Here is a 14489-nt window from a genome sequence, read left to right as displayed (position 1 = left end):
AGTGGTTTTAATCCCCATCATCTTGAAGATCATAAAAATCTGCATTTTGACTTGATTCAAGAAATCTATTTGGCAATTGTAATACTTGGCACGCCGACACGCGGAATGTCGGTGACGGTCATTTGAAACAGGAGAAACAATAACTGAAAGGCATCCCGGTTCCAGCGCGCATGTGCTCCCGCTGTATTAACAGCGTAAAACCGGCCACTCCAGCGGGTTGAAAAATCAACATCCGCAGGGGGAATGCTGGAAACCACAAATTCTATGGTCAGGTCAGGATTCTCGTCTCTGAGTATGGGCGGTGTTCGTGAATCTTTCTCAACATAATATTCCAGTTCATCACCAAGCGCTTTTCCAAGAAAACTGAGAATCGAGTGAAAACTCCTGAGCCGAAAAACACCGCTTATCGGCCATTCTCCGCCGTAATGACCGGATCGGATATCAAAAGCGATATCGCTGTCACTCCGGTTTTCCAACTGTCTCCGCAAGCTTTCTTGCTCTTCATGGGATAAGGTATTGGGATCATAGTTAGTAATCAGAATCGGCCCAGCGACTTGTTTACGTAGTGTATAGGTATTATCGTTGGGATTGTAATGCACGATAAATTCTTTTTGCAGCGCCTGAAAGCCATCCGGCGCAATAGAACCAGCCGGGATGATCCAGGTGTATATGAGTGGCAGCGGTTCCGCATACAGTTTGTTGTGATCCTGAATCGCCGAAAGGTGCAGGACCACACGGCGGAACATCTCATAACCGGTTTTATCCATTGGACTGTTGTGATAGACGCTATATTGTTCAGAATTCGTTAACCGTACTTCCTGCGCTATCATTCTTAACAAGAGGTCGACATCGAAACGCTGACGCAGCAGCAATATCAGTTTGTTTTGTGAAAATGGCGTCAAAAGCCGCCTGGTGAATTCTTCTCCTTCGATCGGAACAATACTGATGGTTGGACTTTCAGCAACACTTCCGCCAAAAACTGGCACCATCGATGCTCCGGCAAGCCCACCCGCTGCAGGCGCTGCTCCCGCGTTTGCCTGAAAATTGAAGGTTGCAGCAATATTTGAAACGCCAGTGAAATGAACAGGTTGACGATGATGCGCACGCACAATATTGATCAATAACTGCTGAGATGCGGCATTGGTAACCGCTTCATCGTAAGCAATAACAGCACGATTCAGCGCTATCGGCGATACACAGCCTGCGAGAACTATCGGAATGATGCATGACAACAGTCGCAGCAGGCAACAACCAATAAAATTCATAGGCTAACTTGGTAAATTATTAAGTATAAAGATGCCCGTATTCTATCCCACTGCAGTTTTGAATCGAGTTCTGATGAAAAAAGATAGGCTTGAGATTGGGCTTAATGGAATGATACAGCCCGGGCATGTTTAACTGTCGTTCTATCAGATCAAATATCCCTGATATCCCTGATCCTGTTGCTGAACAATCAATCTTTCGAATTCTTCTACAGGAACAGGAGGAGAGTGAAGAAAACCTTGCACGTAGTCACAGTCGAAATGAATCAATAAATCCTGTTGTGCATTGGTTTCCACGCCCTCGGCAATAGTCTTGATATCCAGTTTATGCGCCATCACAATAATGGCCTCAACCAATGCGCGATCAGTTGCGTTGTTGCTCAGATTGCTGATAAAGGAGCGGTCTATTTTAATATAATCGATATCGAATTCCTTCAGATAAGATAGCGATGAGAAACCAGTACCAAAGTCATCGATAGAAACTTCAATGCCTTTATTGCGGAATTCCAGCAAGGAGTTCTGTACTGTGGAAGAGCTCCTTAATAATAATCCTTCAGTAATTTCCACATTAATGCAATTACCCGGCAAACCGTGCTGAATGAGCCTCTCATGCCAGTTTGATTTTATATCTATCTCTTGAAACTGAATCGGTGATTTGTTGATACTCACCTGAATAATATAGCCAAAGCGGCTAAACCATTGCTGAATATGTGCAATCGATTGATCAAGCACCCATTCGCCTATTTCCACAATTAAGCCACTTTCTTCTGCCAAGGGAATAAAAATATGCGGACTGACCATGCCACGGTGAGGGTGCTTCCAGCGTAATAAAGCTTCAGCTTTAATAATGCGCTCGCGAGTTAAATCCAGAATAGGTTGATAATAAACATGCAATTCCTTACGTTCCAACGCTTTTCTGAGATCATTGGTAAGAATCATTTTTTCATTGGCTTTTTGCTGTAGAGAAGGTGTGAAGTAACAAAAACGATCACGTCCTCCCTGTTTCGCTGCATACATGGCCTGGTCTGCATGCTTCATTAAGCTTTCTATATCACTGCCATCTTCTGGATAAAAAACAATACCGATACTGGTAGAAATGTGATAGTCGACCTGGTCAGTCAGAAGATTGAATGGTTTATTCAGCTCATGAATAATATGCTTGGCAATTTTTTCGACGTGGCGCCTGACGTCAATGTTGGATAAGATGATTGCAAACTCATCTCCACCAAGACGAGCGACGGTATCAGTATCGCGCACACATGACTTGATACGCTGTCCGACTTCCTTGAGTAATTGGTCTCCTGCAGCATGGCCCAGTGTGTCATTAATATCCTTGAAATGATCCAAGTCGAGAAATATCACTGACAGCAACTGACCACTGCGGTGAGATTTTCGGGTTTCCTGGTCCAGCCGGTCTTTGAATAAAAGACGGTTGGGCAGCATGGTCAGTTGATCGAAATTGGCCTGAAATAAGATGAGCTCCTCTTTCTGCTTTTTTTCGGTAATATCAGAAAATTGGGCGACATAACCATAGATATGACCGGATGGACGATGAATAACACTGATATTTAGCCATCTGGCACGAACCGTACCATCTCGGTGCAGTCCCCAGATTTCGCCTTGCCAATGCTTTTTTCTTTTGATATCCCTCCACATTTCATGATAAAAGGCTTTATCATGACGCCCCGAACTAAAAATCCGCGGATTTTTACCAATTACTTCTGACAACTTATAGCCGGTCAATCGGGTAAAAGCAGGGTTCACGTGTTTTATCAGGTTATGCTCATCGGTTACCATGATGGCTTCACCACTGGCCTGATAAATCGCATCAGCCAGTAGCATGGAATCATAAGTCTGCCTGAGACTGGTAATATCCCAGTTAGTACCTATCATGCGTATCGGCTGTCCGGAAGCATCATAGAGTATCGTGGCAATCGCATGAATACAGCGGATAGTCCCATCCGGTCTGCAAACACGGAATTCAATATTGAAATCCTTTTTTCCGCGCAATGCCAGTTGGATTCTTTTCTCTACTTGCTGCCGGTCTTCCGGATGAATGCTGGTACGCCAAGTCATGTATCTGGCAAGGAAGTTATCCTGAGAAATACCATATAACGCAAACATCTGCTCATCCCAAATCAGTTTATCCAGCACGATATCCCATTCCCAGATACCAATGCCTGCAGTACGCGTTGCCAGAGATAAGCGTTGCCAGCTGAAGTGCAACATGTCTTCTGCCCGTTTGTGCTCAGTGTTATCAATGAGCGCCAAAACCCAGGTTTTTCCAAGTAGCGGATGATTAAAAGTAAAGACCATTGCATAACATCCAAAGGCCGTCCCATTCTTTTGAATGCTATGTACTTTCCCAGTCCATTTTCCGGCTCGCTCAAGTTCAGCCATGACTGAGCTGGCGGTTATCAGTGGGCCGTCGAAGGTGGATACCTTTACTACACTGATATGCTGACCTAGCAGTTCTTCAGCCTCATAACCAACGCTGGTTTCAAAACGCGAATTCAAATAAACAATTTGTTTATCATTGGCACGAATAAGGCATATCCCGATGGGCAGATCCCATAACATCTCTCTATGAAAATGCCACATATTCTCCGCCAGTTTGTGCTCGGCGAGACCAATAGAACCCCCAAACTCGCCCATGATCTGATCTTGATCATGGTGTGTCGGCCTATTGACAGTACAGAAGATCCGCCTTTCATCCGATGGCTTGGGGGCACTTCTTTTTTCACATTTGATTGTTTGTTCTAACTCAATAACGGGGTTGTCATTGAGTATCAAGTTATTTGATAATGCTGAGTTAAGAAACTGCTTATTTTTATGGTCGATCATGTATTCAATGAATGCACCAAGCAGGTTTAGAACATTCTGGTCATCATAACGATAGCGCTCTACCCCACCCTTCGTACAAATGTACGCATCCACATGATTAAAAATTTCTTCTAGCTGGCTAATTTTTTTTTCTAGAGAACTTACCATAGCATTTGCCGCTGAGTTGAGCGGATACTCAGTCGAGGATGAAATTGATATTTCCAGCCGATCTGTTTTAATTTGATCTTTTGATGACATGATTTTTGTTCACCATCTCTCTCATCAGTACTTTTACACACAAATGCTTATGCATGGCAATAGCTGCGCCTCACTATTTGCAGTCTTTAAGTGACTTGTTACAAAAAAGCTACATTTGTAATTGCCATGCTCAGGTAACATAAAGGGCTATGAATATATTTTTTGATAAGCTCACGATACTTTAGATGAAAAAAGAATATTGGCTGGATCGATGGAAATGGGGAGATATTGGCTTTCATCAAAGCGCGATTAATCCCTATTTGCGTGAATATTGGCAGCGATTACATCCTGTTCAAAACAGTAGAGTATTTGTGCCGCTATGTGGGAAAAGCCGCGATATGCTTTGGCTTCATGAACAAGGTCATAAGGTGCTGGGTGTTGAATTAAGCCATCTTGCAGCACAAGCATTTTTTAGAGAAAGCGGTCATACGCCACAATGCACTATCAATAAAAAATTCATTCATCTCGAAGCAAATAATATACACATCCTATGTGGTGACTTTTTTGCTCTGGATAACAATCATCTGGCAGAAATCGGTGCGGTATACGATCGCGCAGCATTCATTGCGTTACCGTCAGAAATGCGCAAACAATATGTACATCATCTGTTGCACATACTGCCACCGGCAGTGCAGATCTTACTCATTACGCTGGATTATCCCGCTTCTGAAATGTCAGGTCCGCCCTTTTCGGTTTCTGTAGATGAGGTCGTTACGCTGTACCAGTTACACGCTGAAATCAAGCTGTTAACACAACAGGATGTGCTTGCACAGAATCCACGCTTTATAGAGCGCGGCTTGAGTCGACTGCAAGAGAATATTTTTTTACTAAAGACTGCCCTATGATATGAAGGCAGATAAATGATGGGCGACTCTGATGGGTTTTATTGCTTAGTCCGATTCAATTGTTCGAAAAGCAGTTTCTCAAATGCCTTCCCCTTGATAGGCTCTGAATAAAAAAAGCCTTGCACATAATCACAGTCAAACTGAGTCAGCAAATCCAGTTGTTCCTTTGTTTCCACACCTTCAGCAATAGTTTTGATACCTAATTTATGCGCCATCACAATAATCGCTTCTACCAGCGTGCGATCCGTTTCACTATCGATTAACTGACTGATAAAAGAATGGTCTATTTTAAGATAATCAATATCGAATTTCTTAAGATAAGAAAGTGAGGAAAAACCGGTACCAAAATCATCGATAGATACCTCAATGCCACTGTTACGAAACTCCAGCAAATACTCCTGAACAATAGCAGAATCTTTTAGCAGCAAGCCTTCAGTAATTTCCACATTGATGCAACTGCCGGGCAATCCAAGTTGGGTTAGTTCATCCAGCCAGCTGAATTTGTTCATAAACTTGAATTGAACTGGCGACATATTGACACTGATTTGAATCATATAACCCAGCCGTTTTTGCCATTGATCGATGAGGGCGATCGACTGCTTGAAAACCATCTCGCCAATTTCCAGGATCAAGCCGCTTTCCTCAGCCAGCGGAATAAAAACAGTTGGACTAATCATACCCCGCCGTGAATGCTTCCAGCGCACCAGTGCTTCGGCTTTAATAAGGCGTCCGCTAGATAGCTCTAGAATCGGCTGATAATAAACCTGCAATTCATTTCTGCCTCTCGCCTCCCTTAGATCATGAATCAACGCCATTTTTTCATAGGCTTCTCGCTGCATCGAAGGTGTAAAGTAACAAAACCGGTTACGCCCTTCCAATTTCGCTGCATACATCGCCTGGTCTGCATGCTTCATCAAGCTTTTCATATCGGCTCCATCTTGTGGATAGAAGGCGATACCAATGCTGGTGGAAATATGATAATTTGTTCGGTTCTGATTAAAATTAAATGGCTTATTCAAGTTCTGAATAATATGAGAGGCAATTGGCTCGACCCGTTGATTGCTCACGGAATCTGATAAGATCACTGCAAATTCATCCCCACCCAAGCGGGCAACGGTGTCTGTCCCGGTTATACAAGATTTGATACGCGCTGCAACTTCCCTCAGCAGATCGTCACCTTTGTCATGTCCTAATGTATCATTGATATCCTTAAAATGATCCAAATCTAGAAACAGCAATGACAGGGGCTGCCCAATACGGCGCGATTGCTTGATTTTCCTCTCCAATCGATCCTTGAACAAATTACGATTGGGCAAGCCGGTTAACTGATCATAATTCGCTTGAGACAAAATGAGTTCATCTTTTTTCTTTTTCTCGGTGATATCCGTAAACTGCGAAACATGGTAATGAATCCGGCCATCCGGATGTCGGATAACACTCATATTGAGCCACTTGGCGTGAGCAGTGCCATCCTTGCGCAAATCCCAGATTTCACCTTGCCAGTAATCTTCATTCAGAAGCCTGCGTCGGATGTCCTGATAAAAAACTGCATCATGCCGCCCTGACCGGAATATCTCAGGACTTTTGCCCACGACATCCGCTTTCTCATAACCAGTCATACGCGTAAAAGCCGGATTAATATGAATGATCAGATCATTCTCATCCGTCACCATGATGGCTTCATTACTGGATTGATAAATCGTCGCCGCCAAGCGCATCGACTCATAAATCCTTTTTTGTTTAGTAATATCTTGATAGATGCCGAGTACGCCAATGATTTCCTGATGGCCGTTACGCAAAGGCACTTTGGAAGTTCTCAGCCAGATCATCCTCCCATCAGGCGTCGTCTGCGGTTCTTCATAAGCAAGTTTTGGAATGCCTGAATTGATTACCACTTGATCATCGTTACGATAACTTTCTGCCTGCGCTCTCCAGCTCCACTGATAATCGTCGCTGCCAATTACATCCTGTACAGATTTAGCCCCGGCATCCCTGGCAAACATGGAGTTACAGCCCAGAAAGCGTAAGCTTCTGTCTTTCCAGAAAATACGCACAGGTGCGGTATCGATAATGGTTTCGAGTAAATTACGTGATTCGGCCAGTGCAGCTTCTTTCATTTTTTGGTCGGTGATATCGGTAATAGTACCTACATAACCCGCTAATTCGCCATTCTGATCACGCTCCGCCTGCGCATGTCCCAGAATCCAGGTAATGATTTGTTCCTTGGTTTGAAAGCGATATTCAGACAAGAATTGCCGGTGGTATTGCACCGCCTTGTCCCATTCATTCATCACTCTCGCACAGTCATCGGGGTGAATCGCAGCAATCCATCCATAACCTGAAGCTGTCTTGGCATCCATACCCGCAATATTGCACCAACGTTCATTCACATAGAGACATTTACCCGTTGCATCAGTACGAAAGATGCCGACTGGCGCCACTTCAGTCAGACCGCGAAAAAGCTGTTCGTTATTACATGGCGCCATTTCCATCCGATTTTGCGAAGTGATGTCAACTGGCTTCTCTTTGAGTGCCGAAATCTCCGCTTCTACCGCTTTACGCTTAGAAATATTGCGAAATATGCCGCGTATGGCGATCGGCAAATTATCTATAGAATAAAGATTTACATTACCCTCCAACACGATAATCTGCCGATCCTTTGATAAGAATGGTATCTCAATAAGTCCAACGCTCTCACCGTCACCGGTAATCATACGTTGCAGGAATTTTTGATAATGCAGATGATGATCTGGATGAATGATGTTAAAGATATTTAGCGTTGCCACTTCTTCCACTGAGTATCCAAGTGTTTCACGCCAGGCACGATTGGCAAAGAGAAAATGTCCATTCAGCGCGACACTCTGAATCAAATCTTTTATCTCATCGAACAGTTCACTTAGTTGCCCTTCACTTAAAATAGTTGAGACATGAATCGGTGCATTTATTTTGGGAAATTCTTCTGAAACTATATGATCGTTACTCATGAAGTGGATTTATAAATATCACGTGAGCCGGAATAATGACATGCTTCAATTCTAGCAATGCAACATTAAAAGGGAATGTCAATCTAAAGTAGATAAATATATAAGGGTCTAGACCAGCAGATACAATCTGTTAGTCTAGAGCCTATAAAATTATATTGCGCACAAAAATATTTAAGCAAAATGACGATAAATAGCTCACTTTCTGTTGACACGGTATTGTACCTTCCCGAGGCGAACTTGAATGATTCATTTGATCTTACTGACTATAAAAGTAATCGAAGTTCATCTTTAGGATGATTCATAAAAATTTGTTGAGTCGGTGCAAGACATATAGCATACTAGCTGCGCTTTAATTTTTAGTACCTATATTCCTTAAGGTATCGTCCTGATCCTCTATAGAATTTCAATTTTTCACAGGCAATTTAATGTTCATCAGTGTTCTTGATCTTTTTAAAATCGGCATTGGTCCATCCAGTTCGCATACCATGGGACCCATGGTTGCAGCCAAGGATTTTCGTGACCGCATTCAAGTATTTGTTTCTTGTCATCCCATTCCACCATTTTTGCAAGTTCGCTGCACTTTACGCGGATCCCTGGCATTCACGGGAAAGGGCCATGCCACCGACCGTGCGGTGACATTGGGTATGCATCAATATACACCGCAAGGATTGGCGAAACTGGATGTGAATGCATTGTTCGAAAAACTTTGGCAGCAAAATACGATTCAGATTAATGAATCCACATTGATTCACTTCAATCCGCCTGAAGATATCATTTTCGATCGCGGAGAACCATTGCCGGAACATCCGAATGGCATGATTTTTCAATTACTGGATGGAACTGGAAAGACTTTGTTAGCAGAGACTTATTTTTCGATTGGTGGCGGTTTTATTACTACTTTGTCTGAAATTGGCAAGCTGGTTGCACCCATCAAAATGGAAGCCAGTTCCTGTGGTTTTCCCTTTAATTCCGCCAATCAGATGATGAAAATGTCCGCTGACAGCGGCTTATCAATTGCTGCCATGAAGCGCAGCAATGAACAAGAGCGCATAAGCGAAACAGAGCTGAATGTTCGATTGGATGCTATCTGGGATGCGATGCGTACCTGCCTTGAAAATGGTCTGGTGGCAGAAGGCCGATTACCGGGCGGACTTAACATTAAACGACGCGCCCATTCCTTATATCAGCAGTTACAGAACAATCCGCAGAAAGCCAATCTGAATGACTGGCTGTGTGCATACGCCATGGCGGTGAATGAGGAAAATGCCGCCGGTCATATGGTCGTCACAGCACCCACCAATGGCGCAGCAGGTGTCATACCGGCAGTGATCTATTATGCAGTAAAACATGAAGGCGCAACGCTGGAGCAAGTGCGCGATTTCCTGCTGGTAGCGAGCGCGATTGGCGGATTGATCAAGCATAACAGTTCGATTTCCGGTGCTGAAGTAGGTTGCCAAGGGGAAGTGGGTTCTGCTTCAGCCATGGCAGCGGCAGGATTATGTGCAATCAAAGGTGGGACTACCGAACAAATTGAGAATGCCGCAGAAATCGCATTGGAGCATCACTTGGGTATGACGTGTGACCCCGTAGGCAGCTTGGTGCAGGTGCCCTGTATTGAACGCAACGGCTTTGGCGCCATCAAGGCATATACCGCTGCCTCACTGGCAATCCGGGGTGATGGCCAGCATTTTATGTCCCTGGATAATTGCATCGCCGCAATGAAACAGACCGGGTTGGAGATGTCGGTCAAATACAAGGAAACCTCGTTGGGTGGCCTGGCAGTCAGTATCACTGAATGTTAATCAGCAATTATTTATCTTTATGTAATTTACTGATACCACGTCTAAATCCTCTGACGATAAAGAAAACGCTGAGTACCACGATTGGAATAGCGATACCGGTTAGTAATTCGACATTCATATCCTGCCCTGCCGCCTTGAGTGCTTTTAATCCATAGCCCACGATACCCAGCAGGTAATAACTCAGCACGACAACGGACAATCCCTCGACCGTTTCCTGCATGCGTAACTGCACATGCGCACGATGGTCCATCGACTTCAGCAAGTCACGGATTTGTGCTTCCATGGATAGATCAACCCGTGTGCGCAGTAATGCTGATGCACGTCCCAGACGCATTGAGAGCGTCTCAAGCTTGGTGTGCACCAGCTCGCAGGTTCCCATCGCCGATGACAATCGCTGAATCATGAATTCCTGCAGCATCTGCAATCCCTCAATACGCTCTTCCCGTAATTCAGTAATACGCAGTTTCACGATATTGTAATAAGCTCTGGATGCATTAAAGCGATGACCGGTCTGGGCGGACAAACGCTCGGTTTCTGCCGCTAACCGAGTTAGCTCGTCCAGCAAGCGCTGCTCGTCCTCAATGCTGGTCAGTTCCACATTGTCGGCAATCAATGCAGCTAGCCGCTGATCGGCCCGCGCCAATTGCGGAATGATCCTGCGGGTGATCGGCAGCGGCAGCATTGCCAGCATGCGGTAAGTCTCGATTTCAAGCAAGCGTTGTATCAGTCGCCCAACCTGACGACTGCGCAAGTTTTCATCATGAATCAAGATGCGGCCAAAATTATCCTGGTGGATCTGATTGTCGCTCCATACACTGGCAGCTCCCCCGGCCACTTTGGAACCGATCACCGTTCCGGAAGCAAATAAAGTGGCTAGTTCATGCAGGCTGCGTTTGGGCCGCGACCGATCCTCTAAAGCGATATGGGTGGCCACCAGCAATTCACCGGGCAAACGAGCCAGCCACTCCTGCGGCACATACTCAATTGCAGGATGCTCGAAAGGGATCTCAAATGGCTTCGCGCGATAAACAGTATATGTCGAATATTCGGTATGGCGCTCCCAGCGGAGACGAAACTCGCCAAAATTCGCGCCGAAATCATTTTCATGCAGATTGGGCGGGCTCATGCCATAACGCTCGCATAATTCACCGATCAGCTTGCGTTCCTGATCGATCCACAGGCGTTCAGACATTAATACCAAATGGGAAAGCTGCACAGGTGGTGCCAGTAATTCATACGCCACCGCATTTAACTCAGAATGTAACTCCAGCCTTTCTGAATATTCTGGAATATTTAATAAGCTTTCTTTAGAAAGATCTCTGGCTTCGGTAATTAATGAAGATAGCGAGGTAGAAGAATTCATAAAAAAGACCTGGTTCGATTGAAGGGTTTTAACATACCTCATTTTCATTATCAATAGATGAATCTTTGATGACAAGCTATGCGCTGTGTAGTGAAACGCAAAATTGAATATTACGTTACAGTAACACCCAGTATCCCGATTCTCAGCATGTGGGCCAATATGTCTAGTTTTCTGAAAAATAAATCCGTACGGTTTTCTCGTGCAGTTTTATCAGTACATTTTTCATGGCAATCTGTGTATCATAAGTTTGAAGATTTTCAACATGCTAGGAAATCTGATTTTTGTAACCGATAAACTTGATCAATACAGGAAAACCCTATGGGTGCCATTTTCTTTTATATTTTTATTTATTTCGTTGGATACTATGGTTCCAATATTCTGAATATGCTAACGGTACGTCCGTTAATCACTAACCGTTACCTGGCTGCATTGCTACCTGTGTATGGCGTTGCTTTGACGCATGCTTACGTGATTGTCAGCAGTCCGCCCCCGCAGGGAACGGACATTACGGTGGAATACGCGCTTTTAGTCTTTATTGCTCTGCCGGTCGTGGTAGTCACGTTGGGTGCGGCTTATTTCATGTGGAACAGCAAAGGTAGACACGATACTCCAGCAAGCGATGACAAAAAATCTGTCGATGCAGCTGATGCTGAAGCCAGTGATAATGAATCACCCGATGAGAAATTAGTGAATAAAGGAACCTATACTGACAAGAGCAAGGATGCCTAGAATGGCTCATATAAGAGTTCAACGAGTTGTTGCTCTCCAGCAACCCGCTCATACCTAGCGGAGGGCTCTTTTACAGAACCAGCTGGCTGATTCTCCGCTGTATCACGTTCTGTCGACAATCACATGTTCCTTTTGGGCGCTGAGCGTACCTTGTTCAATGATTGCCAGCGTCAATCGCGAAATCGCCACGCGTTTGCCAGTAACCTCTTCAATAATATCCGTTTGCCAGACTTGGGTACGGCGGCCAGTATGCAGCGGTGTGCAAATACCGATGACATGACCTTTGGTAACTGCACGGATGTGATTAATATTAAGTTCCAACCCTACTGCGCGATACTTTTCCGGATCGATTGTCATCCAACCCGACACACTGCCCAACGTTTCGGATAAAACGCAACTGGCACCGCCATGCAGGATACCGAATGGTTGCGTGGTACGTTTATCGACAGGCATACGCGCCTTCAGAAAGTCCGGCCCCAGTTCAGTAAATCGAATACCGATATGCTCCCCCATATTGGCATTACGCAGACCTTCCAGATACTCAACGGTATAATCTTTAAACCAAATAGCACTCATGAAACATTCCTTTTTTATTGTCATAATACTTCGCATTGCCTGTGATGGAACAGCCTTGGCTGATCGAAGAAATTATCCCCTTTTTCTTTTGGCTTGGGTATTCATCCGGCACCACCCCATCGTTCAATCATTCACCCTGAGCTTCTTATCCATTTCTCTTATACAGCACCGTACCATTCAATAGCGTTACTTTTCCACCACCAATGCGTAATTCCTTCCAATGAATCAGCTACATTAGATTGCTTTGCAAATGACATCCAAGTGTTTGTTTCTAAAAAATAAGATGATCACGTCTCATCAGTGTTTTGTCGTTTTGTCTACTTATAACTAAAACCATGCCAAGGAGGTCACACTACGTGTGAATCAACCTATCCCGTAGCAAATTCGCAAACAAGTACTACTTTTACACGTGAAATAGCACTTCAAAGGCTGATTGCTATTAATACACTTATCATGGCAATCTTGTAGGCAGCCAGACATACAGTCTTGTGCCATGGTGGTTCCTCCTCCGCCTGATGCGTCAAAACCTCCAATTGGCAAACCACCTCCTGCCGAACCACCTTTCCAAACAGGTGCGTGACCAAACAGCGGCCCCAGCTCAATCCTATACTCGACGAATCGCCCAACCAGCTTTGGAGGACAGATGGAACAACGGATATTCCGCTCGGTTCATGATTGACTGAAATTGTCGATTGATAGTGTCGAGCAGTTGGATAGAGTACCAACTCTCCGGTAAAACCAGGTAAATTCATGGTGTTCATTTCATATCTTATTAGCTCGTTGGGTTACAGCTTTCCTAACCCAGCCTACGGGCTTCTTGCATAAAAGTGACTTCTGAATCCTAGCGAATGATCGCGAAGGCTGTGCCAGTTTGTTGAGTTACGACTTCATTTCACCAACCTAAAGCTACGGTCCTTTATACTTCAACGCATCCTGCGCTCATCCAACGATCAGGAGGCCACCGATTGTGAAAGGAGGAAGCCCGCCAAAGAAACGGCATATAAGATCACTTCCACCATTTGCCCTGCATCTCAAGTACGCACCTAAATCCGGATCCGACTGGAAACGAAGTTGCGGCATAATGTCTCCGCCCCCTTCCGAAGGAAATCTGCCGGAAACAGCCTTTCTCTGATATATGCCCATAGCTGGTGGGCCAAGCGATGATTCCGCATTAAATCCTGGTATGTTCATGGTGTTCATCATTTTATATCTCCTTTCAAATCAGTTCGTTGGGTTACAGCTTTCCTAACCCAGCCTCAAGTTCTATCCCTAATCAGCCTTATAAGGGCTCAGTCGATGCATGGCCCCCAGCTAAAACCAACACCCGGTATACCGCAGCGCTGTCGCCCGCTTATACACGGGCCACAAACGAGCTCGGCTGGTTCGGAGAGCCCGCCATCGGGCGGATAACAGTTGATGAATCCTTCTTCTGTTACTTCACCATAGCACACAAATCTTCCTCCGCTGTAAATCGCGGCCGATGGTTGAACCAAGCTTGCGTTGAATTCGATTCTGTGAATAGAGCTCGTCATCTGATAGCGCCTGCTCGTGTGATAGAATGAGTTTTCTGCAGTAAACCCAGGCATATTCATTATTTTCATCTCATATCTCCTTCCTTTTTGCACGAACCTAAATTAGCACATCGGGTCCACACTCGTCCCCATTACAGCAAATACGCGGAAATCCCAGGTCTCTTAGGTCGACGCAACATCCCTTCATTGAACAATAAGCGATTGGCCGGGCAGCGGGGTGAAGTAAAACTCTCCCTCCTTGCTGAAGATCAGTCAACATCGCACCTACTTGGGAGTATCTTCTACTCCTATAGAACGAAGCTTCAGCGGTAAATC

General features: G+C 44.8%; 11 protein-coding genes. 3 read left to right on the top strand and 8 right to left on the bottom strand.

Going from position 1 to position 14489, the window contains the following annotated elements; genetic code table 11:
* Window positions 1-65 precede the first annotated feature (65 nt).
* Together BM021_RS04595 and BM021_RS04590 are read right to left on the bottom strand one after the other, a co-directional pair.
* Complete coding sequence (locus BM021_RS04595; RefSeq protein ID WP_090719353.1) at window positions 66-1265, bottom strand: hypothetical protein; 1200 nt, start codon at window positions 1263-1265, stop codon at window positions 66-68.
* Window positions 1266-1409: 144 nt separating this feature from the next.
* A complete protein-coding gene (locus BM021_RS04590; protein ID WP_090719351.1) occupies window positions 1410-4343 on the bottom strand; it encodes a sensor domain-containing protein in 2934 nt (977 codons plus the stop codon).
* 185 nt (window positions 4344-4528) lie between these two features.
* Here BM021_RS04590 and BM021_RS04585 point away from each other — a divergent pair, with 185 nt between their 5' ends.
* Window positions 4529-5188 (top strand): thiopurine S-methyltransferase, encoded by a 660-nt coding sequence (locus BM021_RS04585; RefSeq protein WP_090719349.1) that lies wholly within the window; start codon window positions 4529-4531, stop codon window positions 5186-5188.
* Window positions 5189-5226: 38 nt separating this feature from the next.
* On the opposite strand, the gene BM021_RS04580 is transcribed toward BM021_RS04585, so the two are convergent.
* Window positions 5227-8172, bottom strand: coding sequence for a sensor domain-containing protein (locus BM021_RS04580; RefSeq protein ID WP_090719347.1), 2946 nt, complete (start codon window positions 8170-8172; stop codon window positions 5227-5229).
* A 425-nt stretch (window positions 8173-8597) separates the two neighbouring features.
* Here BM021_RS04580 and BM021_RS04575 point away from each other — a divergent pair, with 425 nt between their 5' ends.
* Window positions 8598-9974, top strand: coding sequence for an L-serine ammonia-lyase (locus BM021_RS04575; protein WP_090719345.1), 1377 nt, complete (start codon window positions 8598-8600; stop codon window positions 9972-9974).
* A gap of 7 nt (window positions 9975-9981) precedes the next feature.
* Here BM021_RS04575 and BM021_RS04570 read toward each other — a convergent pair whose 3' ends face one another.
* Window positions 9982-11337: a DUF3422 family protein gene (locus tag BM021_RS04570; protein ID WP_090719407.1), complete on the bottom strand. Its 1356-nt coding sequence runs from the start codon at window positions 11335-11337 to the stop codon at window positions 9982-9984.
* A 318-nt stretch (window positions 11338-11655) separates the two neighbouring features.
* Between BM021_RS04570 and BM021_RS04565 the strand changes: the two genes are divergently transcribed.
* Entirely contained in the window at window positions 11656-12066 is a 411-nt protein-coding gene (locus tag BM021_RS04565; protein WP_090719341.1) for a hypothetical protein, read from the top strand.
* Window positions 12067-12168: 102 nt separating this feature from the next.
* Here BM021_RS04565 and BM021_RS04560 read toward each other — a convergent pair whose 3' ends face one another.
* From BM021_RS04560 to BM021_RS04545, 4 genes are all read right to left on the bottom strand, one after another.
* A complete protein-coding gene (locus BM021_RS04560) occupies window positions 12169-12642 on the bottom strand; it encodes a hotdog fold thioesterase (RefSeq protein ID WP_090719339.1) in 474 nt (157 codons plus the stop codon).
* A 422-nt stretch (window positions 12643-13064) separates the two neighbouring features.
* On the bottom strand, window positions 13065-13403 hold the full coding sequence (locus BM021_RS04555) for a hypothetical protein (protein ID WP_090719337.1): 339 nt from the start codon (window positions 13401-13403) through the stop codon (window positions 13065-13067).
* A 178-nt stretch (window positions 13404-13581) separates the two neighbouring features.
* On the bottom strand, window positions 13582-13845 hold the full coding sequence (locus BM021_RS04550; RefSeq protein ID WP_090719335.1) for a hypothetical protein: 264 nt from the start codon (window positions 13843-13845) through the stop codon (window positions 13582-13584).
* Between the two features lie 86 nt (window positions 13846-13931).
* Entirely contained in the window at window positions 13932-14243 is a 312-nt protein-coding gene (locus tag BM021_RS04545) for a hypothetical protein (RefSeq protein WP_090719333.1), read from the bottom strand.
* Between the last annotated feature and the right edge of the window lie 246 nt (window positions 14244-14489).

It is taken from the genome of Nitrosomonas sp. Nm166 (assembly GCF_900112825.1).
GTDB lineage: Bacteria > Pseudomonadota > Gammaproteobacteria > Burkholderiales > Nitrosomonadaceae > Nitrosomonas.
The sequence above is the reverse complement of the archived record's forward strand: the minus strand, read 5'-3'. Positions and strand labels throughout refer to the sequence as shown.